We start from the raw sequence: 26,135 nt of genomic DNA, 5'->3' as shown, positions 1-26,135 counted from the left end.
GCCTCCTCAGGCCCGGAATATTCTCGGACTTCATGCCTTCTCCTCACCCCATGCGCGCGTTCTCGCTGAAGTCGTCTTGGCGGTGTCTCTCGCTTTGTCTGTCGTTGGCCTTCCCGGCAGGTGCCCTGGCCCAGCACAAGCCAGGGGAGGTGATCATCGAGCGCAGCGCCGTCGAACTCGAGCCCGGTACCCGTGTGTCGTACGAGCTGGGGACCCTCTATGTGCCCGAGAACCGGCGGAAGCCGGAGAGCCGTCTCATCGGAGTGGGGTTCGCTCGCATCAAGGCGCCGCGCCCCACGGGGGCTCCGCCTGTGTTCTGGCTCCCGGGAGGTCCGGGCCTGAGCGTGCTCGGCTCGCTCATCGACGATGACGCGGCGGGCAAGGGCCGACTGCGCTCGTGGCTGACCTTCGGTGCCGTGGGAGACCTGGTCGTCCTGGAGCAGCGAGGGTTCACCCGGCGGGGAGAGATGCTCGAAGCCTCGAGTGACGCCATGCTCCTGGACCGCCCCGGCTCGGCGCAGGTGGAGGCCCAGGCCATGCGCTCATTGGCGCGGAGGGCCATCGCGGAGAACCCGGGGAAGGACCTGTCTGGCTACGACATCACCGAGCTTGCCGCCGACGTGGACGCCCTTCGGCGCGCGCTCGGCTACCAGAAGGTGAGCCTGTTCGGTGGCAGCTTCGGGTCGCAGTGGAGCCTCGCGGTGATGCGGCTCCATCCGGGAATCGTCGCCCGCGCGGTGCTGTCGGGCGTGGAGCCCTTGAACAATGGCTATGACATGCCCTCGGACGTCTTCGCGGCGCTCCAGCGCATCGCCTACGACGCCGACCGCGACCCAGGGCTTGAGCCTTATCGTCCCGCGGGCGGGCTGATGGAGGCCGTGCGCACCCTCCACCGCCGCTTCGCGACGGGGCCGGTGCGAGTCCAGGTCCGCGACGACGCGGGAGGGGGCCAGACCGTGGTCCTGGGCGCGGAGGACCTGCAGCTCGCCCTGAACTCACACACCCAGGAGGGGGAGCAATGGCCAGCCTTCATCCTCTCGCTCTATCACGGGCACTACGAGGGCTGGGCGCGCGAAGTCATCGCTGACCGCGCGGCCGGCAAGACGAAGCTGATTGGCCCGTTGATTGACAGCAGCCTGGGAGTCACGGCCGAGCGTGAGCACCTGTTGCGGACCGACCCGGCCACCGAGCTGCTCGGGACCTGGAACTTCGAGGCGAACATCGCGTCGGCGCCGGACTGGCCCACCCGGGACGTGGGCGATGCGCTAAGGAAGCCTCTGCCGAGCGCGATACCGGTCGTGTTCGTGCACGGGGATTGGGATACCTCGACGCCCATCGAGAACACCCTCGGCCTGCTGCCGTACTTCCCGAACGGCCACGCCATCCTGGTCCATCGCGCCGGCCATGACGGCGCGTTCTATCTGCTCCGAGGCGAGCCCGCGGCGAAGGAGGCGGTCTACGAGTTCCTCAAGACGGGCAAGACGGCGGGGCTTCCCCACGAGGTGACATTGCCGGTGCCCCGCTTCGCCCTGCCTTCCTTCACGGCCCCCGCGGCCGGTGAGACATCCAGCGCGGGGGCCCCCTCACCCTGACCTGCCGCCTTGGCGGGTCAGTCCTTCGTCACCTGGGCTTCACTCAGCACCATGGACCAGTTGTCCATGAAGTCCACCTGCTGCGCGCCCTGGCCCCGTGGCTTGTAGGTCAGCGACGTCTTCGTGTTCAGGTGGCTGGTCATGTAGATGAGCCGCTGCACCGCGGGCCCTGACTGCGTGGGCCGCCCCTGGTCATCCAGCAGCGAGTCCCGGAAGCGCGCGTTCAGATAGTGCGGTGGGATGGTCTGGTAGTTCATCCGCACCCGGATGCTCTTCCACCCGCTCACCGCGGACAGCGGCACCTGGTAGGTGACGTGGTCCATGCCCGTCGCTGGCGACGTGGTGAAGTCCGGGTCGCTCGACACGCTCGTGTCATTCTTCCCCAGCACGTAGCTGTACGGCGCGGTGAGGCGCGCGAGCTGCTGGAGGTTCAGGCCGAGCAGCATCTCCTCCGGCTTGCGCTTGTCGGGGGCGATCCACCCCTGGGGCAGCAGGCGGTTGTCCTTCACGTCCCGGAACTGCTGGAGCTCCAGGCTGGTGAGGTGGTTGTAGTCGTCCACCGCGCGCAGTTCGTAGATCTGCACCTGGTCCTGCTGGGTGATGACCTGGCGGTTCGGCTGGATCTTGGACGGGTCGGTGGTGAACTCGCTGGCCAGCAGCGCGCTGTCATCCGGCTTGCAGACGCCGTTGCAGATGACGCCCAGCGCGTTGGGCTGCCCGGAGGCCCACAGCACCCTGTCGGCGGCGTCCCGCACCTCGAACTGGAGGAACGCCCGGCGGAAGCCCGCGCCGCTGGGGAACTTGTGGCCCACGTTGCTGGTGACGGTGACGGGCACGTTGAGCATGCCGCCGCTCTGCGTGGGCATGGCCACGGACACGAGGACCGCGGGCTGCTCGGGGTCGAATGCCCCCTGCGCGGTGTTCACCGCCAGGTCCAGGATGGACTGCTCGGCGTTGAGCAGGTTCTTCGCGAAGGTGTAGTCGCGCTTGCCGTCCACCAGCGGCGCCACCGAGCCGTCCGGGAACTTCAGCGCCAGGAACACGTCGTCCACGCTCATCGCGCGGCCCGGCTGGAAGGCCAGGCGCAGGGCGCTCGTCCCGGCGGGAATCGCGGTGGGGGTGGCCGCCTGGACGGCAATCCAGCGCTGCTGGCTGGCCGGCATGGGGAGGGAACCCGCCGTGGCCGCCCATGTCCCCTGGGAGCCCTTCTGCTGCAGCGCCAGCGTGCCGCAGGGCACGACGCCGTCGCAGTAGACCGTGGCGCCCCACAGGACCGTCGCCGCGCCCGCGGCCTTGTCGATGAGCGCCTGGTACGCGGACACGTCGACGGTGAGCGAAGCGCCGCCGCCCAGCTGGAAGAACTGCGCGCCATGGCTGGGCTGGATGGTCTGCTTGGACAACCCCTGGAGCTGCGCCACCACCGTGACGGACGTGCCGGGGTCCGGCACCCAGCCGTCGACCGTCAGGTCCGCCTTGGGGCCGTCCTCCGCGCCCGGGTTGGTGACGAGGTTGGGCGTGCGCGCGAGGATCTCCGGGCTCTGGAGGAACGGCGGCACGCGCGAGTCCGGCCGCGCATAGAAGTCCAGGCCCAGCACGTCCGGGAACTGCTGGAACATCTCGTGGACGAACAGGTTGATGCCCAGCAGCGTGTGGCGGTTGTACTGGCGGGGCGGCAAGGTCTGGTTGTCGCGATAGAAGGCCGCCAGGGCGCTGTTCTGCTGCGCCACCTTCACGGGGCCGTCATAGGGCGAGTCGGGCGAGGTGATCTGCATGTGGCACGTCATGCAGGTGGACGTGGACTGGGCGTAGCCGCTGTTGAGCCATTCGAAGTAGGTGGTCTGCTCATAGGCCAGCTCCACGCAGGGGTCGGTCAGGAAGTCGGCGCTGGGGCTGAAGGTCGTCTGGCCCTTGGGGCAGCTCGTGGGCCGCACATAGGCGCCGTGGCCCTCCGCCTCCGCGATGGGCATCGACGCGCGGTAGTTCGTGGGCACCTTGGGCAGGACGACGGTGTGGCAGGCGCCGCAGACCATGGAGTCGCGCAGGTAGCTGTGTCCCCCCACCGTGGCGGCCGTCTCCAGGCTGAGGCCCGCGGCGGCCATGGGCTGCTTGTTCAGCTTCGTGTCCGGACCCACGATGGCGCCCGGGCGCAGGTTCATGGACGACGTGAAGGGGAAGGGGGGCGGCAGGACGTCGTCCCCCGGCTCCGTGAGGCGGGCCGACACGTTGTCGCCGAAGATCGTCTGGCGGGTGGCGCCGTAGAAGGCCGTGTAGTCCGTGCCGTTCCAGGGCTGCCCGCTGTCGGGCGCCAGGGAGTGACACGCGCTGCACGACACCCCGTCGCGCCCCAGGGCGCCCAACACCGCGCGCTCGGGGTCCTGCTGGGAGTTGTCCGGCGTGGAGTAGAGCAGGTCGTGCGTGAAGAGCCGGTGGGCGCTCTGCGCCTGGCGCTGGGCCAGCGGCGAATGGCAGCGCAGGCAGAGGTTGTCCACCGTGTCGGGCTGATGGGGCGACAGCTTCCGCGTCGTCTCCACCTGCGCGAGGAAGATGGGATCGCGGCCGGCCAGGGCCTTCACGGACGCGCTCCAGTCGCCGAAGGGCGACCAGTTGGCGGCGAGCGGCGGGGGCGCGGTGGGGTCCAGGTAGGACGGCGGGGTCTTGTCGCTCCAGCGCCGGTCCACGCCGGGCATCTGCCAGAAGGCCATGGTGGGCAGGGCCTTGTAGGTGGAGGGGGAGCCCGCGGGCGGGGTGAGGTCGCTGTTGGCCAGCCAGTCCGTGTCATGGCAGGACTGACACACCAGCGAGGAGTTGAACTTCTGACTCCCCAGGTTCAAGCCGTTGTGCGCGATGTCCAGGGTCCTGTTGGGCAAAGCCTTGAGCCCGCCCTTGGTCAGCGACGGGAAGCTCACGCCGCCCTGCCTGGCGTAGAAGGCCAGGAACCGCTGTGCCTGCGCGTCGTTCTCGTCCAGCGGCTGGGTCAGCGTGTCGCCGTGGGGAAAGACGGGGTAGGGCGGCGGCACGGTCCCCGGGGTGGGCGCCGAGGTGACCTGCACCTGTGCGCCGGAGCCCGTGGCCTCGCTCGTGGGCGGCGGCGAGGGGACTCCCGAGGTTGCTCGGTACCCGACCAGCGCCACCGCGGCGGTCAGGGCGCTCACGCCTCCCAGCGTGAGCAGGAGATTTCGACGTCGTGTCTGCATGGATCCATCCCGGTTGGGGTGAAGGAGGGGCGGCCGTCACGCGGCCAGGGCGGCGGAGGCCAGGGACTCGCGCCGGTTGCGCCAGAAGGGGGCGTCGGGCCACCGCCGCTCCTCGCGGTAGTAGTGGTCCCGCGTCCGCAGGTGCTCCACGAAGCCCCGCCGCACCTGGGCCTCGTAGGCCGCGAGCGCGTTCGGGCGGCCGCGCAGGTGCTGATCCAGGGCCTCGGCCGCCGGCAGCGCGGCGTCGAGCGCCTTCGTGATGCCCTGGGAGGACAGCGGATCATACGTGCACGCCGCGTCCCCCACCGCCAGCCAGTGCGCCGCATGGACAGGGGTCAGGACTCCCACGGGGGCGGGCACCGCCCGTGGCGGTTCGCCGGTGAACTCACACGCCTCCAGCCGCTCGCGGGTGGCGGTGGTGCGCGCCAGCAATGACAGCCAGGGGGCCGGGTCGCGCGGGCGCACGCCGCGCAGCGACTCCCCGTCCCCCACCAGCGCGACGACGACGTGCCCGCCGGGCAGCAGCGCGGAGTACCACCACCCCTCCGGGCACGCCTCCACCAGCGCCTGTGTGCTGAAGGCCGCGCCGGCCCTCAGGTGGAAGTCTCCGTACAGGGCGAAGCAGCGGTCCACCACCCGTCGCCGCGCGCCCTGGGCCGTGGCGAAGGCCGCCTTCCAGCCCGTCGCGTCCACGACGAAGCGCGCCTCCAGCGTGGAGGGGCCCTCCACCGGGTGGGACAGGTGCAGCCGGTAGCCCCACGCGCCCAAGGCCTCGCATCCCGACAGGCTGGTGCCGGTGCGCACGCCGCCGCCGCGCTCCGCGACCTGGGCGCGCAGGCCCGCGTCGAAGCGGGCGCGGTCCAGGTGCCAGGCGGGCCCCAGGGGCGACATCAGCGTGTCGTGGTAGCCCACGGTGGCGGAGCCCCAGCAGGACGCCGTGCCGCGTGAGGGCAGGTGTCCGTCCCGGACGAAGGACTCCCACGCCCCCAGCTTCACCAGGGGCCGCCTCGCGTGCGGAGGCAGGGTCTCCCCCACGCGAGCCGTGTCGTGGGCCGCGCGCTCCACCAGCGTGACGGACAGCGGCGTCCGGGCACACAGGGCGAGCGCCAGTCCCGCGCCAGCCGGCCCTCCCCCGAGGACGGCGACGTCGCAGTGGGCGCCGCTCACGACATTCCACCGTCCGGCAGCTTGCGCTCCACCTCGATGAACAGCGGCGCGGGATCCGCCGCGCTGGAGGGGCCCTGGTCCGCGGGCTGCGCGTTCGCTCGCGCGAGGATGAAGCCCAGGCCCTTCCACTTGGCCACCATCTCCTCGTCCTTGTCGAAGTTGATGTCGGACGGGCGCGTCCAGTAGCCCTGCTGCCATTCGCCGCCGCGGTCCAGGTAGTTGACCTCGTAGGGCCGCTGCGAGGGCCACCACCAGAGGGACGTGCTCTGCACGACCTGGTTGGAGCACTCGTTGAAGTCCGCCTGCCAGGGCAGCGCCATGTACTTGGTGGCGTCTCCCGGCTCCAGGCCCTGGCCATCATGGGGGTTGGTGTTCCATCGCAGGCCGGGGCCCGTCACCTCGCGGTGCTTGAAGCGGAACGGCTCCATGAAGAAGTTCGCGTCGCGGGCGATCCAGGTCATCTCGATGCCCGGGCAGAAGGGCCCGCCCACGCAGTTCTCCAACACCCCCCGGTCCAGCAGCTGGCCCGGGGTCGGCGTGGCGGTGCTCGGGGTGTTGTCGAAGTGGCCCTTGCTGAACTGGCTGAGGAAGAAGTACTGCGTCCGCGTGAGGGTGAGGAAGTTCCGCGGGGTGGCGTCCGTGATGGGGTTGTCGCCCGCCATCTTCGGCATGCGGCCCGGGTAGTCATTGAAGGACTGGGGGTCGCGCACGTACTTCATGAAGTTGTGGTTGCTCGCGTCCGGGCTCGGCAGGGCGCCATGCGCGTCGATGCCTTGATCGTTGATGCGCGCGACCCAGCGGTAGTCGGACGGACGCTGGAGGATGGGCAGGATGTCCGCCTGGAAGTTCGGCTTGTAGGCGTCGTTGAACGTGCCGCCCTTGCACAGCTCCGGCTCCAGGTCGCGCTGGGTGACGAAGGTGTCGTAGAGCGTGTCGTACAGCGTGATCATGTTGAGCAGCTGCGGCGCATAGGCCGGAGGCGCCACCACCATCCACGCCGGGAACTCCACGTTCACCCGCGTGCCCCCCGTCAGGATGACCGTCGCGGTGACGGGCCCGTCGGAGACGTCGTCCCACCAGAAGTTGTTGTTCGCGTAGGTGTCCAGCCGCGGCTGCATGTAGGCCAGCGCCTGCATGGAATCGGCGGTCTGCTGGATGTCCGCGGGGCTGTTGGACGTGTCCTTGGCCAGCTCCGCCACCATGGCCGCCCGGAGCGCGGCCTGGGTCGGGTAGCACTGGTCCGCCATGGGCCGCAGCTCGTTGATGCGCTTGCGCTGCGGGTCGGTGAGCGTCGCGTCGTTCTTCAGGGTGCCGTCAATCAACCCCGTGGACAGGTCCCACACCGACGTCGTGCCGGAGCGGCCGTGGCCTCCCAGCGTGTAGAGGTAGCCCTGGTCGTCCGCGATGGCGCTCCCCAGCGTGGTGATGTCGTTGTTGTCCGGGAGGAGGCCCGGCGCGGGGAAGGTCTGGGGATAGCCCTTGCCCTGGGGATCGCTCGGGGCGAAGTCCGCGTGCAGCGGGTGCTGGTTGCTGCCCCGGCACGCCACGGTGCGCGGCCCGGGGTCGATGATGAGCGCCTTGCGCCCGGCCTCATCCTTCGTGCGTGGATTGCGCAGCGGGTGCGCGGCGTCGTAGGTGCCGTCCGCGCCCTGCTGCTGCTGGAATTCGTACCAGGCCGCCTTCTTGTTCGCGACGTGGACCGTCCACTCGATGTCCACCACGCCATCCACGCCCGGCTGGACCCGCTTGCCCGGCGCGGTGGGGTTGCTGGGGTCGAAGGTGTGGATCTGGAACCGGGCCGCCTGCCGGCGGATGCCGCCCTGGGCGTCCCGGAAGCGGGTCACGTTCCCGCCCGTTCGCTCCTGCGGCAGGCCCTTCGCCGTCTCGGGCCCCAGGTAGTAGTCGTCGCTGTCCCCGACACGGGCCACCCCGACCGCCGGGTGGATCTTGTAGCTCGTCCCCATTGCAGCGCTCCTCCGGTATTGGTTGGGAGTCCTGCAATTCAGGTGCCTTTCGGGGGAGGACAGGGATTGAGGAAGTCCGCGAGCTTGAGCGGCGCTCGCTCCATCCCTGACACGTCTGGCTTTGGGCTGACATGTCAGGGGGCTTGGCCTGACGTGTCAGCCTTTGGGGCGCGGCCTGCTAGCGCGTCGCGATGAAGAAGAGCCGGGGGAAGGGCAACAGCACGGTGCCGTCAGGCAGGGCGGGGTGGGCCCGGGCGACCTCGGTCTGGTAGCGGGCGAGGAAGGCCGTCTTCTCCTCGGCGTCGAGCGGTTCGAGGAAGGGCCGGAGCCCGGAGCCCTTGAACCACTCCACCACCGCGGCGGCGCCTCCCTCCAGCGGGTGGAAGTAGGTCGTGCGCCAGACGTCCACCGTGGCGCCGGCCTCGCGCAACGTCTGGAAATACCTGTCGGCGCCCAGCCGCGCCGTTCGCGCGGCCGAGGCATTGGAAAGCCTGTCCGCCCAGGGGCCCGCGCTGGCGGTCTCCCGCATCAGCCGGTGCGCTGGCTCCTCCAGGTTGTCGGGCATCTGCACGGCGAGGCTTCCTCCCGCCGCCAGCTTGCCGAGGAGCGCTGGCAGCAGGGTGGAGTGGTCTGGGACCCATTGAAGCACCGCGTTGGCCAGGATGACGTCGTAGGGGCCGGGGTCTGGCCAGGTGGCGATATCGCCGACGTCGAACCGGACGTCCGGCAGGCGCTTGCGCGCCGCCGCGATCATGTCCGTGGAGCTGTCCATGCCCGTGATGGCGGCCTGGGGGAAGCGGGCGCGAAGCAGCTCCGTGGAGTTGCCGGGGCCGCAGCCGATGTCCGCCGCGCGCTCCACGTTCGCCGTGGGAATTCGCGCGAGCAGGTCGCGGATGGGGCGGTTGCGCTCCTCTTCGAATCGGGTGTACTGCGCCGCGGACCAGTCCATGGGCTCTCCTTGGGGGCGATTCTACCGCACCCGGCCCAGGTCCCTCCGGGACCGCGGAGGCAGGGCGCCCCCCTCGCTGGCGGGAGAGAGGCTTTCTTCGCGTAGAGTGCGTGCGTCGTCCGCCCCTCCGATGCAAGGAGCCCCCGTGATTCTCTTGAAAGCCTCGCTCATCCTGGCCCTGGCCTCGGCTGCTCCCGCGAGCAATGCCAACTGCGCCACCACCAACATCGAGACCGCGCTCCGCCACGTGTTCGAGCGCTACAAGGAAGGGGGCGTGCTGGAGCTGCGGCGGGAGTCCGGTGACCCCATCACCCCGCAGTTCATCTCCGAGTCCCTGAAGATTCGCGACGTGCCGAATGGCTATGCGACCCTGGAGAGCTCCGAGTTCTTCGAGACCTACGAGGCCGCCTTGTTCAAGAACCCGACGGGCTACCACCTGGTGGTGGTGGGTTCAGGCGCGTCCGTGGACCACATCGCTGTCTTCAAGTGTGATGCGGAGGGCCTGCGGGCCGACAACATGGCCTTGCCGCTCGGCCTCGAGGAGGCCGTCCAGCTCTACCGGGATGCGGGCCTCATCGCCCCGAAGGGCAAGAAGGGCCTGACGGAGAAGACCGTCAGGGATTGGGCGGGGTCCGTCCTGGCCCTGCAACTGCCGCGCAAGGGCCGGGTCATCACCATCACGGCCAGCGTCGAGGAGCCGGAGAGCGTCTACGGGAAGAAGCTGGGGACGATTGAGTACGTCGACTCCAAGTTCGTCGTCCACTCGCTCGCCAAGGCGAAGGCTCGCTGAGGGCGCGAGCCTCCCGTGCGTCGCCGTGCCCCTGACGGGCTCAGGGGCAGCCGGAGCTGACCTCGAGCGCGTCGTAGGCCATCCACCCGTTGCGGCGGGTGCTGGTGGCGGCGATGACGTAGCCGTAGATGAACTTCATCGTTCCCGACTGCTGGCGGTAGCGCCCCGCGCTGTCCAGCACCCAGAGCGGAATGTCGATGGAGGGCGCGCCGGAGTTCGTCGGCACGTCCAGCCGCTGGAACTTCGTGCCCGCGGGGAAGTGATCCACCGCCACGCCGCCCAGGCCGAAGCCCGGCACGTTGAAGGTGAGGTTGGCCGAGCGCAAGCCATTGGCCCTCACGAGCGGGAGGTAGTCGCCCGCCCGCTCGTTGGACGACGTGGTGTCGTAGACCACCTTCTTGGCTTCGAGCGTCGTGTCGTGCGAGTTCCGCACGGCGTAGCACGCCATCTTCGCCAGCCCCGAGCTCAGCGCGGAGACGTGCCCGACCTTCTCCTCGAAGGACGTGAGGCCCTGGATGGCCGACATGGGGAGCCAGCCCGCGCTCGAGTTGGACGTCGACGTCGCGAAGGCATGCAACTCCCCGGCGAAGGTGCGCGTCTGGCCGTAATTGAAGAGGGAGCGGGTCCGGGTGGACGTGCCCACCACCGTGCCGTTGCCGTCGCGGATGGGCGCTCCCGTCTGGATGCCCCAGGAGTCGTCGTCATCCGGATCGTTGGTCTGCACGCGGTTGCCACCGGAGGGCCGCAGCTTGCAGTTGTACGGGCTCTCCTCGCACACCGTGCCGTTCACGCCGGAGAACGCCGCCTGCCGGGTGGAGCCGACGTCGCTCCCCGGGGCGCTGTCCGCGTCGGACACCTCTCCACCACAGGCGACGGTGGCCATCAGCATCAGGCCGAGCCTTGTCTTCGTGATTTTCATTTTAAAATTGAAATACTGATTTGACCTGGGTTGTCAACGCGGGTGCCCGGCCGTGCGTGGAGGGCTCAGGGGTTGCCGCGGATGGGGAGGGCCACGGACTGGAGGTGCTCCGGGAGCTGCTGGCGTTGCCAGGCCCGCTCCCGGGTGGTGGCTTCGGCGGCGCCGTGGGCTTCGCTCAGGCCGAGGGCCGCGGCGGTGGCCGCGTAGGTGGCGGCGTGGGGGGCGTGCGAGGCGACGTGGGCGGTGGCGGCGGCGTGGCCCGCGGCGCGCGCCGCGGCACACGCGGCGGCGTGGGCGCTGGCGTCGCGGGCGGCGGCATGCGCGGCGAAGGCGGCGGCGCGTGCTTCGCCCATCACCAGCTCCCCCCGCTCCCAGGCCCGAGCGGCCTCGATGGCCCTCCGCGGGCGGTGGTCCTCCGGGAACGTCCGCTCGAAGAGTGGGAGCACGTGCTCGGCGCAGTCAGCGGCCCAGCGGGCCAGGGCCCTGTGGTCGGCGGTGTCGGGCTTCATGTTCCTTCTTCGCCAGGGGGCTGGCTCGGACTCTTCGGACTCTAGCGGGCGCGCGGCACGAGGGCGGCGGGGCAGGTGGGGGTGGCCACCATCATCGCCTCGTTCATGCCCAGGATGAGCCACGGGGCCGAGAAGGCCAGCGAGCGGACAGGGCTGGGCGTCGGGTAGCGCCCGAGCTCGGAGAGGTCATCCGCGCGCAGCGCGAGCACCCCGGCCGGGACCGTGGAGATGGCCAGGTAGGCCACCGCCCCGTCGAAGGCGAGGATGCGGGAGACATCCACGGGCGCCGCCCGCTCCGCGAGGCTGACGTGGGCCCGGGTCACGATGCGGGTGCCGTCGCGCTCGAGCACGTAGACCTCCCGGCCGTTCTCGATGACCAGCGCCCGGCCCGCCGCGAGCGCCATGGCCGTGAATTGATCCGTGCTCCCGGACAGCTCGCCGGTGGCGGCCCCGGCGCCGTCCGCCCAGGAGCGCCAGAGCAGCGGGATGCGGGAGGGCTTGTCCGGCGAGACATAGTGCATCTCTCCGAGCAGCAGCTCCGCGCGGGCCTCATCCACCGCGAGCGCGTAGCCCTTGCGCGTCTGCGACGAGGCTGGCTCCACCGTGACGACCTGCTCGGAGGCTGGCGCGAGGACCTGCCCCGCGCAGGCCAGGTCCAGCGAGAAGCGCCGCAGCGTGAAGCCTCCCCCGGTGATGGGCGCGGCCTGGAAGAGCTGCCCCTTCGCGGAGGTCAGCACGGCCGGCCCTCCGGCGACGCGCACCTGGCCGTCCGGCTCCAGGAGCCCGTCCGCGGAGGTCCGCAGGCAGCTCACCACCGCGGTGCCTGCCTCCTGGTGCACGTTGGCGCCCGCCGCGGGCAGGGTGATCAGCTCCCGGACGTGGGCGCCCGGCCGCGCGGGCGCCACCCGCAGCCGCTGGGTGTCGGCCGGAAGCATGGTGCCCCCAGCGAGGAGCGCGGGACCGTCCGGGGCGCGTGGGTCCACGCGGTGCGAACCAAAGGGCCCCACCGCCAGGACGGAGCCATCCGGAGCCGCCTGCACGCGCTCGAAGGAGCCGTGATGGAGGCCCGTCCGGAAGCCCAGCGCGTCCGCGCCCTCCAGCGCCACCACGCGCCGCCAGGGCTGGAGCACGGCGTGCTGTCCCCGGCCCGCGAGCAGGAACGGCGAGATGTTCAGCCCCACCTCCTCGCTCTCGCGAAGGGCCAGGGTGGCCACCGGGGACGACACGCCTCCGGCGCTCAACGCGTGCCGCTCCACGACGTAGGAGCGGGTGGCGCCGTTGAGCCGGACCCACTCCACCAGCAGGTCGTTCTGGATCAGGACGAAGCCCACGGGACGCTCCCAGCGGGTCATCTCCTCCACGGGCAGGAAGGACTTCACCGGCGTGGGGGTCGTGGTGCCGGTCAGGTCCGCCAGCCGGTACACCAGCATGCGGCCCATCTGCCCGTAGCGGAGCAGCTCGTGCGCCACGACGTACGTGCTGTCGCCCCGTGCATTGAACAGGGACAGCGTCCCGAGCAGGGTGGGCCTGAGCGCGGGCTCCCCGGGCCTGGACACGTCCACCGGCACCAACCCCCGCGTCGTCCCGACCCACAGCGTGCCGCCATCCGGCGACAGGGACATCGAGTTGCAGGTGCCGGGCAGTTGCAGGTTGTGCGAGTCGTCCGGCGCCAGCACGTTGCCGGGGTCGATGCGGAAGGCCGTCACCGTGGCGCCGTTGCACAGCCAGAAGTGGTCGCCCTTGCCAGCGCCCGCCAGGAGGCTGTTGCTGCTCGGGTGCAGCGGCAGCTGGGCCAGCGTCGTGAGGCGGTCGCCTTCCAGCCCCAGCAGCTCCAGCCGTTGCCGGGTCCCGACGACGAGGACGCGGTCCGGCCCCAGGGGCACGAAGAAGGTGAGCAGCCGGTCGGACCAGTCGGACGCGCCGAAGAAGCGGTCGACGCGGATGTCCAGGGCCCGTTGGTCCAGCCGCCGCAGGCCGTCCGGCGTCACGCGCACCAGCGACACCGACAGGCCGCTGCCGCCCAGCCGGTCGCCGAAGAGGATGAGGTCGTCCGCCACGAACTCGGCCAGGCCCTCCAGGGGCGTGGTGGAGCGCTCCGCCGGGGCCGGCCCATGGCTCCACGCCGTGCCGTGGGTCGCCGGGGTGCTCGTGGTGGGGGTGCCCCCGCACACGCCGCCGAGGCATTGGTCCTGCGTGGTGCAGATGTCGTGGTCGTCGCAGGCCGTCCCATCCGGCGCGGGGGGGAACACGCACTGGCCGGTCGGGTCGCGGTGCTCCGCGGTGCAAGGGTCGTCGTCGACGCACGTGCCCGCGTCTTCCCCGGGGCCGCCATCAGGGGGCGGCGTGCCGCCATCGTCGGTGCCGGCGTCCCCGACGCTTGCGTCCGGGAGCCCCGCGTCTGGAGGCGCCTCTGGAGAGGTCCCGTCCGAGCACGCTGTGAGCAGCACCGCCAGCAAGAAGACCCGGAGACTCGACCCCGCGGACGCCACCATGCACGCACCCTCCGGGCGTTGGCCCTGCTCCCGTCCCGATGAGGCCATGCCGTCCGGGCGGGAGCTCCGGTCCCGGGATGGGACCTTCCGCGGGCGGCAGGTGAAGACGCGTGAACCGCCGGGCGCGCAAAGGGGCGTCCGCGCCCGGCGTCACGGTGCGAACGACCGCTACTCGCGCAGCGTGGTGCAGCCGCGGCCGAAGTTGTTCAGCACGGTCTGGTAGTCGCCGGTGTCGACGACGCCGTTGCGGTTGAAGTCAGAGCCCGTGCCCGCCGGGTTGACCTTCTGGCCGTACTCGGACAGCACCTTCGTGCGGTCCGCCACGTTCACGCAGCCGTCCAGGTTCGCGTCACCGGGGAGCGGCGTGGCCTGGGAGGAAGGCGTCGCCTGGGTGATGCTCTGGTAGCGACCATGGGTGGCCGTGGCCAGTCCGTTGAAGAAGGACACCTCGCTCACGGCGCTGGCGGCGGCGCGGTAGGGGACCGCCACGGTCTTCTGCGCGTCATCCAGCTCGCGCCCCTCGTAGTCGCCCTGGAACGGGATGTTGTCCGTGAAGAGGAAGTCGATGTCGGCGATCAGCGTGAGGCCCGCCGGGTACGGAGGGGGGAAGACGCCGCAGGGGCCCGCGGAGCTGGCGCTGCCCGTGCACGCCTTGTTGCGGACCTTGGCCTGCCAGCTCCCGGAGTCCAGGGACGGCCAGACGCCGACGCTGTAGGGGCCGTAGCACTCGTTCAGGTTGGGCGTGGCGTTCTCATCGCCGTCCGTCACCAGGTAGATGCGCTTGGTGTGCAGCTGGTTGGGCAGGTAGTTGATGAGCGCGTCCACCGCCTGGCAGATGGAGCCCGCCAGCGGCGTGTTCCCGCCCAGCGTCACCGCGTTGACGGCCGCGCTGATCTGCGCCGGGGTCTTGTTGTCGGCGAAGTTGAAGACCTGCGTGGGCCCGGTGTTGTCGAAGGTCCAGAACGCATACTTCGTCGTCACGCTGGGGATGATCTGCAGATAGCCGTCGATGCGGGCCTTGGCGACCTCCAGGCGGGTGAGGCCGGGGACGGACGTCGCGCCCATGCTGCCCGTCCTGTCGAGCAGGATGAGGACGTGCTCGTCGGCGAGGGCGGCGCTGGAGCACAGCCCGCCCACACACGCGAGCGCCACGGCGGCCTGGGACAGGAAACGACGCTTCGATTCAATGCGCATGAGACAACCTCCTGGGAGTCAGGGGAATGAACAACCTTCAGCGGTACCGCGAAGACACTGCTGGGGACGCGCCCGGGGACTAGGGGCAGCCCTTGCCGTAGTTCTGGAGGATGATGTTGCGGTCGAAGATGTCGATGCGCCCGCTGCCGTCCAGGTCGTACGCGGGGTTGCCGGGGGGCACGGTCTGTCCGAAGGCGGCGGTGACGAGGTTCAGGTCCTCCTCGTTGATGCAGCCATTGCCGGAGACATCCCCCACGAGAATGACGCCGCCGTTCACCACCAGGCCGAAGTCCGCGTCCACCGCGGGCGTCTCCAGGTGGTTGTCCTGGATGACCTCGTCGCCCAGCACCTCCACCTTCCACAGGCCGGCCGCGGGGTTCTGGAGGAAGACGTTCTCCACGGTGTCGACCTTGTTGGACGTCCCGCCCGGCGTGGAGACATTGCCCGCGGTCAGGCCGTTGTTGCCCCAGTACACGGTGCCGTTGGGCGCGGTCACCCGCAGGGACAGGTCATTGATGCGCGCCTGGGCGGCGCCCACCGTGCCCATGGGGTCCGTGTAGGCCAGCGTGACGTTCAGCTCCGTCTGGCCGGTGGCGACCTTCACGCTGTAGCTCTTGACGCCCAGCGGGCCCACGACGTCCGTCTCGTCGATGATGCTGGTGACGGGGGCGCGGTCCAGCAGGCGCTTCACGTCGGAGGTGCCCCAGCCCTGCTTGAAGCGGTCGATGTCCCCGTTGGCGCCGCCCGCGAGCCAGTTGTAGCGCCAGGCGTGGTTGATCATCAGCGCCTTGGCGGTGGCCATCTGCGGGCGGCTGGTGAAGACATCCAGCTTGCCGCCGTGCCCGGCCCACACGCCCTGGTGCCACATCTGGAACAGCAGTCCGAAGTGGCCCGCGGTCTGCGGGGTGGCGGAGCTGGTGCCTCCAAACTCCGTGTAGCTGGCGTCGCCCGAGCCGTCCGCGGAGTGGATGGAGTCGTAGAAGAAAGACAGGTCCGGCTTGATGCGGCCGTCGGCCGCGGGCCCGATGCTGCCGCTGGACCCCCAGCGGTCATCCGCGCGCGACAGGGTGTTGAGGTGCTGGAAGGCGCCCACGGAGACGATGTTCTTCGCCCAGGCCTGCGGGCGGGACTGGCGGCTGCCCGCGTTGCTCTGGGATTGGGTGCTGAGGATGGGGGACTGGAAGAGGTAGTCGTCCACCTCCGCGGAGAGCGTCGTGTACGACGTCGTCAGCGCGCTGCCCACGCTGGAGGTCTGGAACACGGCGCGGTAGGGCCCGCCCGCGTTGGTGAGCTCCTGGTTGATGGTGTAGCGCGACTTCGTGCCGCCGAACTGGGTGGACTCGCTGTAGAGGAAGAAGATGCCCTGGCCGCTGGGGATCATCCCGCGCGCGGCCGGGTCCACGCCCCGGGCGAAGTTGTTGCTGTAGCAGCTGGTGCCGTGGAGCTGCCCGGACGACGTGCCGGTGCTGTGGATGATGGGCGTCGTGGGCCACTCCTGGTGGGTGGTGCGCAGCTCGGTGTCGAAGACCTCGCCGCGCACGCCCTGGCCCGTCCAGCCCTTGAGCGCCTGGAGGGCGTTGGCGCCGCCCAGCTCCCGGACGATGTCCATGTCCACCTCGCCGGGGCCGCCCCAGCGGTCGATGAACTGCACCTCGTTGGCGCGCACCACCCGCGCGAGCTGCTCCTGGGTGAGGGTCGCCTCGACGCGCAGGCCGCCCGGCTCCACCAGGTCCACCGTGCCGCCCAGGGCGCGCACGCGCCGCGCCAGTGCGTCCTGCCGCGCGGCGCCCCGCTCCCCGACCATCAGGGAGTAGCGCTGCGTCTCCGGCAGCCGCGCGGAGCGGCCCAGCAGCGCATCCCGCAGGGCGCGCTCCAGCCGGTACTCGGGATGGTAGGGGCCCACCCACCGCACGTACGGCAGCTCCGCCACGCGCTTGGACGTGTCACCCGCCATCTCCACGATGAAGGTGTGGTCGGTGAGGAAGCGCAACACCTTGCCGCCTTCGCGCTCGATGGCCTCGCGGAACGAGGGCAGCGGCGTGCCCAGGAACTGCACCAGGTGCAAGGTGTTGTCCGCGTCCGCGGCGAGCAGGTTGCCTGTCAGGGATTGTCCTCCCTGGAGCGGGTCGAACCGGGCGTCCTCCAGCCGCACCATGTATTCAGTGTCACGCACGCGCCCGAGCAGCTCCGTGCCGCCGCGCGTATAGGCCATGTAGTCGCGGCGCGTGCCATCCGGTTGCTGCTCCCGCCACACGTGGAGCTGGACGGCCGGGTCCGGCACGGCGACGGTGCGCAGCGAGGAGACGGGGCGCTCCGTGCGGTGGAAGGTAAAGCCAGACGCGGTGACCAGCGAGGACTGTCTGCCACCGGCCGCGAGGCCTGGCGCCTTCTCCACGACGAGCCGCGCGGGTGACAATCCTGAAACATTCACGTTCGCGGCGGGTGGGGTTCCCCGGGCTGGCGGGGCGGCCAGGGCGCTCCAGGGGAGCGCCAGGGCACAGCCCAGGGTGAAGGCAGACAAGGGGCGCGACGACGGCGCACGCCGGGACAAAGACTCTCGCATGATGGGTGTTCCTTCAGGATGGCTTAGTGCTCGCGCCCGCCCTCGACGCGCTCCCCCGCCGCACCACGACATCGGCTCCACCCACGAATCCTCTCAAGGACCGTGTGAGGCTCCGCGACCACCTGATGAAAGACGCTCGAATCGATGAAGGTCTGTAATATTTGTAAATCTCTTTTTCACTCCATGTCAATGTGCAGGCGCGTTTTCCATTGATGGCGGGAATTTTCGTCGCGGATGTCTGGTGTTGAAGGCCGGGCTAAGTGGAAACCACGAGGGCCTGGGTGCGCGGGTCCAACGCCGCTGCGTGAAGGGCCTCAGCGCTCCTGTTCGTCGTCCTCGCCCTGGAGTCCGTGCTTGCGCAGCTTGTCGTGCAGCGTGGCGCGGCCGATGCCCAGCGCGCGCGCGGCCTCCGTGCGCTGGCCCTTCGATGCCGCCAGCGCCGCGAGGATGAGCTCGCGCTCGTGCGCGTCCATCCGCTCCCGCAGGGTGGCGCCGCCGGACGCGGCCGGGACCGAGGGTGCGCGGAGGCCTCCGGGCAGCTGCTCCAGGTCCAGGGTTCCATCGGCGGACAGCACCACGGCGCTCTCCAGGGCGTTCTCCAGCTCCCGCACGTTGCCGGGCCACGGATGGGCGGTGAGTCGCTCCAGGACCGCGGGCGTCAGCGGCACGGGCGGCATGCGGAAGCGCTCGGTGTGACGCGCGAGGAAGTGGCTCGCGAGCGCGGCGATGTCCTCCGGCCGGCTTCGCAGGGGGGGCACCTGGAGCGTCACGACCTTGAGGCGGTAGTAGAGGTCCTCGCGGAAGCGGCCCTCCGCCACGCGTTGGGGCAGGTCCCGGTGGGTGGCGGCGAGGACGCGGACGTCGACTGGGAAGGCGCGGTCCTCGCCCACGGGCCGCACCTCGCCTTCCTGGAGGACGCGCAGCAGCTTCGCCTGGAGGGGCAGGGCCAGCTCGCCCACTTCGTCCAGCAGGAGGGTGCCTCCCGAGGCCTCGCGGAAGAGGCCTTGCCGGGAGCGCACGGCGCCGGTGAAGGCGCCTCTCGCGTGACCGAAGAGCTCCGCCTCCGCGAGCTCCGGCGTGAGGGCCGCGCAGTTGAAGCGCACGTAGGCCTTGTCCGCGCGCGGGGAGGCGCGCACCAGGGCCTCCGCGACGCGCTCCTTGCCGGTGCCGCTCTCTCCCGTGATGAGCACGGTGACGTCGCGGGGGCCCACGCGCTGGATGAGCAGGGACAGGCGCGCCATCGCGGGCGACACGAAGACCAGCGAGCGCAGCAGGTTCACTTCGCCGGACAGCCGCTCGTTCTCCGCTTCGAGCCGGACCTGCCCCAGCGCGCGGCGCACCACCGCCAGCACGTCGTCCACGTCGAAGGGTTTGCGGAAGTAGTCCAGCGCGCCCAGCTTCATCGCCTCCACGGCGTGGCGCTCGGAGCCGTGCGCGGTGATGAGGATGAGGCGAGGCGCATGGGGGCGCGCGCGGATGCGGCGCAGCAGCTCCAGGCCGTCCAGGCGCGGCATGCGCAGGTCGCTGAGCACCAGGTCCACGGGGGGCTCCGCGTCCAGGCGCGCGAGCGCGGCCTCTCCGTCCACGGCTTCCTCGACGGTGAGCCCGTCGTCCTCCAGCAGGCCACGCAGCGTGTAGCGCACGCCCGCGTCGTCATCCGCCACCAGCACCCGCGCCTTCATGTGCGCCCCTCCGTCTGAACGGCTTCCAGGCGGGCCTCGGCCGCCTTGGCCGTCGCGCAGACTACCCGCGCCTTCATGTCAGGGCCTCCGTTCGCGGGGCTTCCGCCTGCTGGGGCGCCGCCGGGAGGAACAGCTCCGCCACGCAGCCCCCGCCCTCGCGCGCGCGCAGGCTCAGCTCGCCGCCGTGCTGGCGCATCAAGGCCCGTGATAGCGCGAGTCCCAGGCCGGAGCCCTGGGGCTTGGTGGTAATGCCCGGCTCGAAGACGCGCTCGCGCAGCGACTCCGCCACGCCCGGCCCCCGGTCCCGCACCTCCACCCGGCCTCCTCCCTCCGGCGTCGCCCGCGCCTGGAGCTCCACCGTGGTGCCGCGAGGGGCGGCCTCGAGCGCGTTCTGCACCACGTCGATCATCACCTGCCGCACCTTGCGCGCGTCACACCAGGCCTCCACCGGCGCTCCCTCCACGACGCGGAGCCCCACGCCCCGCTCTCCGGCCATCCCCTCGTGCAGCTCCGCGACCTGCCGGCAGAGGGCATCCAGCGGCACGTGCGCTTCGTTGAGGGGCAGCAGCGGCCGGGAGAAGTTGAGGAACCCCTCCAGGATCTCCTGCATCCGGTCCACCTCCCTGCGCAGCACCGCCAGCCGCTCCGCCGGCCGGCCCTCCACCTCGCGGGCGATCATCGCCGCCAGCCCCTTCACGCTCGCCAGCGGGTTCTTCAGCTCGTGGGCGATCTCGCCCGACAGCGTGGTGAGCGAGCGCACCCGCTCCTCGTGTGTCTTCAGCGCGTCGTCGCGCGCGTCCAGCGCCGTGCGCACCATGCCCCGGAACGTGCGCCGCAGCGTCGTCCCGATGAAGTTCGCCCACACGACGAGGAACGCCGTCACCGTGAGCATCGTCCAGAGGAGCGCGTCGCCGTGGCCCGCGCGCCGGCCGCCGCCGAAGAGCGGGGGCACCAGGTCCGCCACCGCGCCGGTGAACGTCACCGCCGCCTGCACGCCCAGGAGCACCAGCAGGTAGCCCGCCCACCGGTGGGCCCGCGCGGCCGGGAAGAGGATCGCCGTGGCGAGGCTCACCGGCAGCACCAGCGGGATGAGCGGGCTCTCCAGGCCGCCCAGCGACAGGTTCATCACCGTGAACAGGGGAAACGTCACCCAGGGCAGCATCGTGCCCGGCTCGGTGGCCACCACCGGCTCGCGCCGCCACGACGCGACGATCCCCAGCCCCACCACCACGAGCCCGAGCGCGACACCCACGCACACCCGCCGCCACACCGCCGTGTCCCCGACGAGCCCGAGCGACACCAGCACCACCGGCAACGGACTCAGGAACGTCAGCACCTTCGTCACCTGCCGGAACATCCGCGAGAACGCCTCGCGCTGGACCTGTTCGACTCCGGCGGCCGTGGGCTGGGGCAAGGAATGCAAGGGCGTCCTCCTGGACCGTGGGCGCTACCCTATGTCCAAGCAAGGCGGATGCCCCAGCCCGCGCGCCCGCCGCCCCGGTGCGAAGCGCCCGGCGGCTGTCCGGGAACCCGTCGGCCGGCGCCGGAAATCCGGACAGGCGGCGGGCCCACCCTGCGGGGCCCCGAGGCGTCCGGTGCTGGCACGCCGGGTGCTCCAGGGGCGTCATGACACGGGGCCAGGACGGCCCCGTGCGCGGGCCGCGTCCCTCCCGAGAGGGCCCTGGCGTGGAGGCTCCACGCTCCGGGGGGCGCCATTCGCGGCGAGGCCGCGTCAGGAGGCACGGGTGTCAGGACAGGGCCGTCGCTCGAAGCGCACCATCGTCATGGCGGCCCTCGGGCTCGCCTGCATCGTCAGCGGCATCGCGTGGTTGCGGCGTCCCGCTCCGGAAGCACCGCCGCGCTTCACCGGCTACGTGGTCAGCGACAACGTCTACCTGTCCTCGCCGGTGGCCGGGATGGTGGCGGCGGTGTCGGTGGTGCGCGGACAGCGCGTGGAGGTGGGGACGCCGCTGTTCCGCATGGAGCCGACGTCGCTGGTGGCGCGGGCCGACCAGGCGCGCGCGCAGGTGGGGCAGACCGAGGCCCAGCTGCTCGCCCAGCAGTCGGACGTGGCCCGCGCGCGCGCCACGCTCGCCGCGGCGCAGGCGGAGGTGGACCGCGCGGACGCGGAGCAGGCCCGCCTCCTCGCGGTGGCGCGGGCGATGGAGGGGGCCGTGACGGCCCAGCAGCTGGACCTGTCCCGCGCGACCTTGCTGCGCGCCCAGGCCCAGCGCGACGCGGCCCGCTCGGAGGTGGCGTCGGTGGGCGCCCGGTTGGAGTCCCTCCGTGCCCAGCTCGCGAGCGGCCGGGCCGGCGTCACGGCCGCGCAGCAGCAGGTCCAGGAGCTGGCTCCCGTCTCCCCCGTCGCGGGCCGCGTGGAGGACGTCCTGTTCCAGCAGGGGGAGTGGGCCATGCCCAACGCCGCGGTCGTCAGCATCATCCCGGACGCGAAGCTGAAGGTGCGCTTCTACGTGCCGCAGGGGAGCGTGACGTCGTACGCCCCGGGCACCGCCGTGGCCATCGCCTGTGACGGCTGCGCTTCGGGGATGACCGCCCGCGTGGACTACGTCGCTCCACGCCCTGAGTACACGCCCCCCATCATCTACAGCCTGGAGACGCGGCAGAAGCTCGTGTTCCTGGTGGAGGCGGTGCCCTCCGCGCCCACGCGGCTGTTGCCGGGGCAGCCCATCGACGTGACCCCGCTCGGGACGCTGGCGGTGGGGGCGGCGCGATGAGCGAGCGGGCCATCGACGTGCGCGGGCTCAACAAGTCCTTTGGCGACCGGCACGTCGTGCGCGACGTCGCCATCTCCGTGGACGCCGGTCGCATCACGGGCTTCCTGGGCCCCAACGGCTCCGGCAAGACGACGACGCTGAGGCTGCTGTGCGGGCTGCTCACCCCCGACAGCGGAGAGGGTGAGGTGCTGGGCATGGACTTCCGCGTCCGCGGCGACGTCATCAAGCGCAGGACGGGCTACATGACGCAGAAGTTCTCCCTCTACGAGGACATGACGCTGGAGGAGAACCTGGCCTTCGTCGCGCGCGTCCACGGGCTGGACCAGCGGCGTGAGCGCGTGGACGCGACCCTCCACCGGCTGGGCCTCTTCGACCGCCGCCGCCAGCTGGCGGGCGCGCTCTCCGGTGGCTGGAAGCAGCGCCTGGCCCTGGCCGCCGCGACGCTGCACGAGCCCCGGCTGCTGCTCCTGGACGAGCCCACCGCGGGCGTGGACCCCAAGGCCCGCCGCGAGTTCTGGGATGAAATCCACGCGCTCGCCGCCGGCGGCCTCACGGTGCTGGTGTCCACGCACTACATGGACGAGGCCGAGCGCTGCCACGACATCGGCTACATCCTCCATGGCCGCCTCATCGCGCGGGGCACGGCGGAGGCCCTCGTCCGCGACTCCGGGCTGGTGACCTTCCTGGGAGAGGGGCCGGGCATCGACCGCGCGGCGCACCTGCTGGCCCGGGCCGAAGGCGTGCTCAGCGCCTCCGCGTTCGGCGCCGCGGTGCACGTCAGCGGCCTGGAGCGCGGGGCCCTGGAGGCCGCCCTCGGCCCCTGGCGCAAGGAGCCCTTCCAGTGGCGCGAGGTGTCGCCGTCCCTGGAGGACGTCTTCATCCAGCTCATGGGTCGCGAGCGCGACGAACGGTACGCGTCGTGAGGGCCTCCCTGCCTCGCATCCTGGCCGTGCTGCTCAAGGAGTTCACGCAGCTGCGGCGCGACCGCATCACGTACGCGATGATCCTCGTCATGCCGGTGATGCAGCTGCTCATCTTCGGCTACGCCATCAACATGGACCCCCGGCACCTGCCGGCCGCGGTGCTGTCCCACGACACCAGCACCCTGGCGAACTCCGTCGTCGCCACGCTGGAGCGCACCGGCTACGTGGACGTGCGCTACCTGCCGCGCTCCGACGCGGAGCTGGAGCAGCTGCTGCGGCGGGGACGGGTGATGCTGGGCATCACCATCCCCCCGGACTTCACCCGGAGGATCCTCAAGGGGGAGCGCGCCCAGCTGCTCGCGGAAGCGGACGCGTCGGATCCGCAGGCCGCGGCGGGGGCGCTCGCGGCGGTGAGCGTGCTGCCCACGGAGGCGCTGCGGAACGAGCGGGTGGGTCCGGGGGTGTCCCGGACCGCCGCGCCGCCGTTCGAGGTGGTGGTCCACCGGCGCTACAACCCGGAGAGCCGTTCGCCGTTCCACATCGTGCCGGGCTTGCTGGGCATCATCCTGTCCATGACGCTGGTGATGATGACGGCCATGGCCGTCACCCGCGAACGGGAGCGCGGCACCATGGAGACGCTGCTCTCCACGCCCGCCACCCCCGCGGAGATCATGGTGGGCAAGCTCACGCCCTACGTGGTCGTGGGGCTGGTGCAGACCGTCGTCGTGCTGGGGCTGGCGAGGGTGTTGTTCTCGGTGCCCATGGCGCGCACGCCCGCGGGGTGGCTCGCGCTGGGGTGCGGCGTCGTGCTGTTCATCGTGGGCAACCTGTCGCTGGGCTACCTCATCTCCACGGTGGCGCGCAGCCAGCTGCAGGCGATGCAGATGTCGCTGTTCTACATGCTGCCCTCCATCTTCCTGTCCGGCTTCGCCTTTCCCTTCCTGGGGCTGCCGCCGTGGGCGCGGCTGCTGGGAGAGGTCATCCCCGTCACGCACTTCCTGCGCATCGTCCGGGGCGCGCTGCTCAAGGACCAGGTGCTCGCGGACATGGGCGACGACCTGCTGGCGCTGGGACTCTTCGTGCTGGCGGTGGCGGGCGCGGCGCTCGCACGTTCGCGCACCACGCTGGATTGACGCCGCACGTCAGGGGTGACGCACGGGGGTGGATGTCAGGTGCGTCGATCCAACGGGACCGTCGATTGCAACCTTCTCACCATCGGCGCCACGGACCTCGTGGTTCCGCGGGCATGGCGCCCGCGTCCGGTGTGGAGGAGCCCATGTCCCGTGAGAACCCTTTCGCGGCAGGTGCGGTGCGGACTTCGCGGTGGCAGGCCGCGCTGCATTCACGACTTCAGGGGTGGGGGAGGGTGGTCCTCCCACTCGTGCTCCTGTTCGTGGTGCCGGTGTCCTCTGGCTGTGGAGACGATGATGGGCCGGGAGACATACCTGACGCGGGTTGCCGTCCGCGCACGTGCGAGTCCCAGGGCTTCGACTGTGGCGAAGCGGCGGATGGGTGTGGTCAGCCGCTCGACTGCGGAACCTGCACCGCGCCCTTCGCCTGCGGCGTGGCGGGCCATGCCAACGTCTGTGGCTGCGTGCCGAGGACGACGTGCGGCCCTGGGGCGGAGTGCGGCGTCGAGCCGGACGGCTGTGGAGGCAACGTCGCCTGCGGGACCTGTTCGGCGCCGGAGGTGTGCGGCGGACGCGGCGTGGAGAAGACCTGCGGCATCCCCGCCGCCGCGCGTGAATGCGCGGACGGCTGGTGCTGGGAGTACCCGCTGCCCCACGGCTACCGGATGGAGGGCGCGCACTTCCTCGCGCCCGACGACGGGTGGGTGGTGGGCGAGGACGGCTTCATCCAGCACTGGGATGGAACGCGCTGGACGCGAGTGGCCAGCGGAACGCTGACGGAGCTGCGCGGCGTGCACGCGGCCTCCGCGACGGACGTGTGGGCGGTGGGCGTGGCGGGCACCGTCCTGCACGGCTCCGCGGGGGGCGTGTTCGCGCCCGTGAACTCCGGGACGACGCGGGACCTCGCCGCCGTGTGGGCCTCCGGTCCGAGCGACGTCTGGGCCGTGGGCGGCGCTGGCACCGTGCGGCGCAACCAGGGGAGCGGCTTCCAGGGCGTGGACGTGGGGACGACGCGGGGGCTCGAGGACGTGTGGGGCAGCGGCCCTTCGGATGTCTGGATGGTGGGACAGGGAGGCACGCTGCGCCGCTATGACGGCAGCACCGTCTCCAGCATTGACGCGGGCACCAACATCGACTTCCACGAGGTGACGGGGACGGGCCCGAACGACGTCTGGACCGTCGCCTCCGACGACCCCTGCCTCATCTGCGATGACTACGGGCTCGTCTTCCGGACGTTCCCCACCGGCGTCGAGCAGTCCATGCGCTCGTCGGATCAACTGTTCCACGTGTTCGCCGCGTCGCCCTCGCTGGTGCTGACCGGCGGAGAGGGGTCTCGCTACGCCTGGGACGGGACGAAGTGGACGGCGACGGGCTCCGACGCCAACGGTCCCATCGCGGGCAGCGGACCCGACGCCGTGTGGTTCTTCGGCGCGGGGGGGCTGGTGCAGCAGTGGAACGGACAGGGTTGGCGCCAGCAGGCGCCGCTGCGCACGCTCGGCTCCGCGCGGGCCATCCATGGCTCGGGCCCCGCGGATGTGTGGGTGGTGGCGGATTCGGGCCGCGTGTTGCATTGGAACGGCGGCGGCTGGCTCGAACCCGCGGTCAGCCCGCTCACCAGCGACAACGTGTCGGGCGTCTACGCGGCCTCGCCGTCGGCGGCCTGGGTGACGACGTCGTTCTTCCGCCGCATCTTCCGGTGGGATGGGACCCGCTTCACCATGGTGTTGGAGTCGCCGTCGCTGAAGCTCTTCGCCATCCACGGCGCGTCGGAGACCGACGTCTGGGCGGTGGGGGAGGCGGGCGAAGCGCAGCACTTCGACGGCGCGGCCTGGACGCGGCTGCCCACGGGGGCCGCCGCGACGCTCAACGCCGTCTGGGTCCAGGGGCCGTCGCTGGCCGTGGCCGTGGGCGAAGCCGGCACCCTCATGCGCTGGGATGGCGGTGCCTGGACCCCGATGAGCTCTGGCACCAGCGTGTCCCTCAAGGCCGTGTGGGGGAGCGGCCCGACGGACATCTGGGCGGCGGGCGCGGGCGGTACGTTGCTGCGCTACAACGGCACCGGCTGGAGCGCGGTGACCAGTGGCACCACGGCCACGCTGAACGGACTGGGAGGGCTCTCCGCCTCCGCTGTCTGGGCCACGGGAGACTCCGGCACGCTGCTGCGCTTCGACGGCACGCGCTGGACCGCCGAGACCACCGGCACCCGCCGCGCCTTCCGAGGGGTGTGGGCACCGTCCGCTTCGGAGCTGTGGCTCGTGGGGGACTCGGCGGTCCTGCACAGGCCCTGACGTCGGGCCTCGCGACTCGCGCGTCGCGGCGGGGTTCGACGGGC

Annotated in this window: 17 protein-coding genes; 6 read left to right on the top strand and 11 right to left on the bottom strand. The window is 71.3% G+C overall.

The features are described from left to right. Positions 1-32 precede the first annotated feature (32 nt). Positions 33-1,592, top strand: a complete 1,560-nt coding sequence (locus GTY96_RS08150) for an alpha/beta hydrolase (protein ID WP_235685447.1) — start codon at positions 33-35, stop codon at positions 1,590-1,592. 17 nt (positions 1,593-1,609) lie between these two features. Here GTY96_RS08150 and GTY96_RS08145 read toward each other — a convergent pair whose 3' ends face one another. The 4 genes from GTY96_RS08145 to tam all read right to left on the bottom strand — a co-directional run bounded on the left by GTY96_RS08145 (position 1,610) and on the right by tam (position 8,866). Further along, positions 1,610-4,786 (bottom strand): hypothetical protein, encoded by a 3,177-nt coding sequence (locus tag GTY96_RS08145; protein ID WP_161664386.1) that lies wholly within the window; start codon positions 4,784-4,786, stop codon positions 1,610-1,612. Positions 4,787-4,822: 36 nt separating this feature from the next. Next, on the bottom strand, positions 4,823-5,953 hold the full coding sequence (locus GTY96_RS08140; protein ID WP_161664385.1) for a tryptophan 7-halogenase: 1,131 nt from the start codon (positions 5,951-5,953) through the stop codon (positions 4,823-4,825). Continuing rightward, on the bottom strand, positions 5,950-7,917 hold the full coding sequence (locus GTY96_RS08135; RefSeq protein WP_161664384.1) for a LodA/GoxA family CTQ-dependent oxidase: 1,968 nt from the start codon (positions 7,915-7,917) through the stop codon (positions 5,950-5,952). The genes GTY96_RS08140 and GTY96_RS08135 overlap by 4 nt, the downstream gene beginning before the upstream one ends. Before the next feature lie 178 nt (positions 7,918-8,095). Further along, entirely contained in the window at positions 8,096-8,866 is a 771-nt protein-coding gene (tam, locus tag GTY96_RS08130) for a trans-aconitate 2-methyltransferase (protein WP_161664383.1), read from the bottom strand. A gap of 145 nt (positions 8,867-9,011) precedes the next feature. On the opposite strand from tam, the gene GTY96_RS08125 reads away from it, so the two are divergent. After that, positions 9,012-9,656 carry a hypothetical protein gene (locus tag GTY96_RS08125; RefSeq protein WP_143899524.1) on the top strand — a complete coding sequence of 215 codons (645 nt, stop codon included), beginning with the start codon at positions 9,012-9,014 and terminating at the stop codon, positions 9,654-9,656. A gap of 40 nt (positions 9,657-9,696) precedes the next feature. Here GTY96_RS08125 and GTY96_RS08120 read toward each other — a convergent pair whose 3' ends face one another. The 7 genes from GTY96_RS08120 to GTY96_RS08090 all read right to left on the bottom strand — a co-directional run bounded on the left by GTY96_RS08120 (position 9,697) and on the right by GTY96_RS08090 (position 20,438). After that, a complete protein-coding gene (locus GTY96_RS08120; protein ID WP_161664382.1) occupies positions 9,697-10,575 on the bottom strand; it encodes a hypothetical protein in 879 nt (292 codons plus the stop codon). Positions 10,576-10,640: 65 nt separating this feature from the next. Next, a complete protein-coding gene (locus GTY96_RS08115) occupies positions 10,641-11,084 on the bottom strand; it encodes a putative immunity protein (RefSeq protein ID WP_161664381.1) in 444 nt (147 codons plus the stop codon). Positions 11,085-11,125: 41 nt separating this feature from the next. Beyond that, positions 11,126-13,576: a hypothetical protein gene (locus GTY96_RS08110; RefSeq protein WP_161664380.1), complete on the bottom strand. Its 2,451-nt coding sequence runs from the start codon at positions 13,574-13,576 to the stop codon at positions 11,126-11,128. Positions 13,577-13,744: 168 nt separating this feature from the next. Beyond that, a complete protein-coding gene (locus GTY96_RS08105) occupies positions 13,745-14,770 on the bottom strand; it encodes a VWA domain-containing protein (RefSeq protein ID WP_143899520.1) in 1,026 nt (341 codons plus the stop codon). A gap of 79 nt (positions 14,771-14,849) precedes the next feature. Then, positions 14,850-17,333 carry a S8 family serine peptidase gene (locus GTY96_RS08100; RefSeq protein WP_161664379.1) on the bottom strand — a complete coding sequence of 828 codons (2,484 nt, stop codon included), beginning with the start codon at positions 17,331-17,333 and terminating at the stop codon, positions 14,850-14,852. Positions 17,334-17,647: 314 nt separating this feature from the next. Beyond that, positions 17,648-19,015 (bottom strand): sigma-54-dependent transcriptional regulator, encoded by a 1,368-nt coding sequence (locus GTY96_RS08095; protein WP_143899518.1) that lies wholly within the window; start codon positions 19,013-19,015, stop codon positions 17,648-17,650. Positions 19,016-19,088: 73 nt separating this feature from the next. After that, a complete protein-coding gene (locus tag GTY96_RS08090; RefSeq protein ID WP_161664378.1) occupies positions 19,089-20,438 on the bottom strand; it encodes a sensor histidine kinase in 1,350 nt (449 codons plus the stop codon). A 322-nt stretch (positions 20,439-20,760) separates the two neighbouring features. Between GTY96_RS08090 and GTY96_RS08085 the strand changes: the two genes are divergently transcribed. From GTY96_RS08085 to GTY96_RS08070, 4 genes are all read left to right on the top strand, one after another. Next, positions 20,761-21,750 carry an HlyD family secretion protein gene (locus tag GTY96_RS08085; protein ID WP_161664377.1) on the top strand — a complete coding sequence of 330 codons (990 nt, stop codon included), beginning with the start codon at positions 20,761-20,763 and terminating at the stop codon, positions 21,748-21,750. Next, positions 21,747-22,673 carry an ABC transporter ATP-binding protein gene (locus GTY96_RS08080; protein WP_161664376.1) on the top strand — a complete coding sequence of 309 codons (927 nt, stop codon included), beginning with the start codon at positions 21,747-21,749 and terminating at the stop codon, positions 22,671-22,673. Before GTY96_RS08085 ends, GTY96_RS08080 begins: the two co-directional genes overlap by 4 nt. Beyond that, positions 22,670-23,806, top strand: a complete 1,137-nt coding sequence (locus GTY96_RS08075; RefSeq protein ID WP_143899514.1) for an ABC transporter permease — start codon at positions 22,670-22,672, stop codon at positions 23,804-23,806. The genes GTY96_RS08080 and GTY96_RS08075 overlap by 4 nt, the downstream gene beginning before the upstream one ends. A 233-nt stretch (positions 23,807-24,039) precedes the next feature. Beyond that, the gene (locus GTY96_RS08070) at positions 24,040-26,091 is read left to right on the top strand and encodes a WD40/YVTN/BNR-like repeat-containing protein (protein ID WP_161664375.1); all 2,052 of its coding nucleotides are present in this window, start codon (positions 24,040-24,042) and stop codon (positions 26,089-26,091) included. The last annotated feature ends 44 nt before the right edge of the window (positions 26,092-26,135 follow it).

The sequence above is a fragment of the Corallococcus silvisoli genome (genome assembly GCF_009909145.1).
Taxonomy (GTDB): domain Bacteria; phylum Myxococcota; class Myxococcia; order Myxococcales; family Myxococcaceae; genus Corallococcus; species Corallococcus silvisoli.
The sequence above is the reverse complement of the archived record's forward strand: the minus strand, read 5'-3'. Positions and strand labels throughout refer to the sequence as shown.

Bases quoted from the DNA above. Each gene is read 5' to 3' on its own strand.
- GTY96_RS08150 (WP_235685447.1), top strand. From the start codon at position 33: ATGCCTTCTCCTCACCCCATGCGCGCGTTCTCGCTGAAGTCGTCTTGG.
- GTY96_RS08145 (WP_161664386.1), bottom strand. From the start codon at position 4,786: ATGCAGACACGACGTCGAAATCTCCTGCTCACGCTGGGAGGCGTGAGC.
- GTY96_RS08135 (WP_161664384.1), bottom strand. From the start codon at position 7,917: ATGGGGACGAGCTACAAGATCCACCCGGCGGTCGGGGTGGCCCGTGTC.
- tam (WP_161664383.1), bottom strand. From the start codon at position 8,866: ATGGACTGGTCCGCGGCGCAGTACACCCGATTCGAAGAGGAGCGCAAC.
- GTY96_RS08120 (WP_161664382.1), bottom strand. From the start codon at position 10,575: ATGAAAATCACGAAGACAAGGCTCGGCCTGATGCTGATGGCCACCGTC.
- GTY96_RS08115 (WP_161664381.1), bottom strand. From the start codon at position 11,084: ATGAAGCCCGACACCGCCGACCACAGGGCCCTGGCCCGCTGGGCCGCT.
- GTY96_RS08110 (WP_161664380.1), bottom strand. From the start codon at position 13,576: ATGGTGGCGTCCGCGGGGTCGAGTCTCCGGGTCTTCTTGCTGGCGGTG.
- GTY96_RS08105 (WP_143899520.1), bottom strand. From the start codon at position 14,770: ATGCGCATTGAATCGAAGCGTCGTTTCCTGTCCCAGGCCGCCGTGGCG.
- GTY96_RS08100 (WP_161664379.1), bottom strand. From the start codon at position 17,333: ATGCGAGAGTCTTTGTCCCGGCGTGCGCCGTCGTCGCGCCCCTTGTCT.
- GTY96_RS08095 (WP_143899518.1), bottom strand. From the start codon at position 19,015: ATGAAGGCGCGGGTGCTGGTGGCGGATGACGACGCGGGCGTGCGCTAC.
- GTY96_RS08080 (WP_161664376.1), top strand. From the start codon at position 21,747: ATGAGCGAGCGGGCCATCGACGTGCGCGGGCTCAACAAGTCCTTTGGC.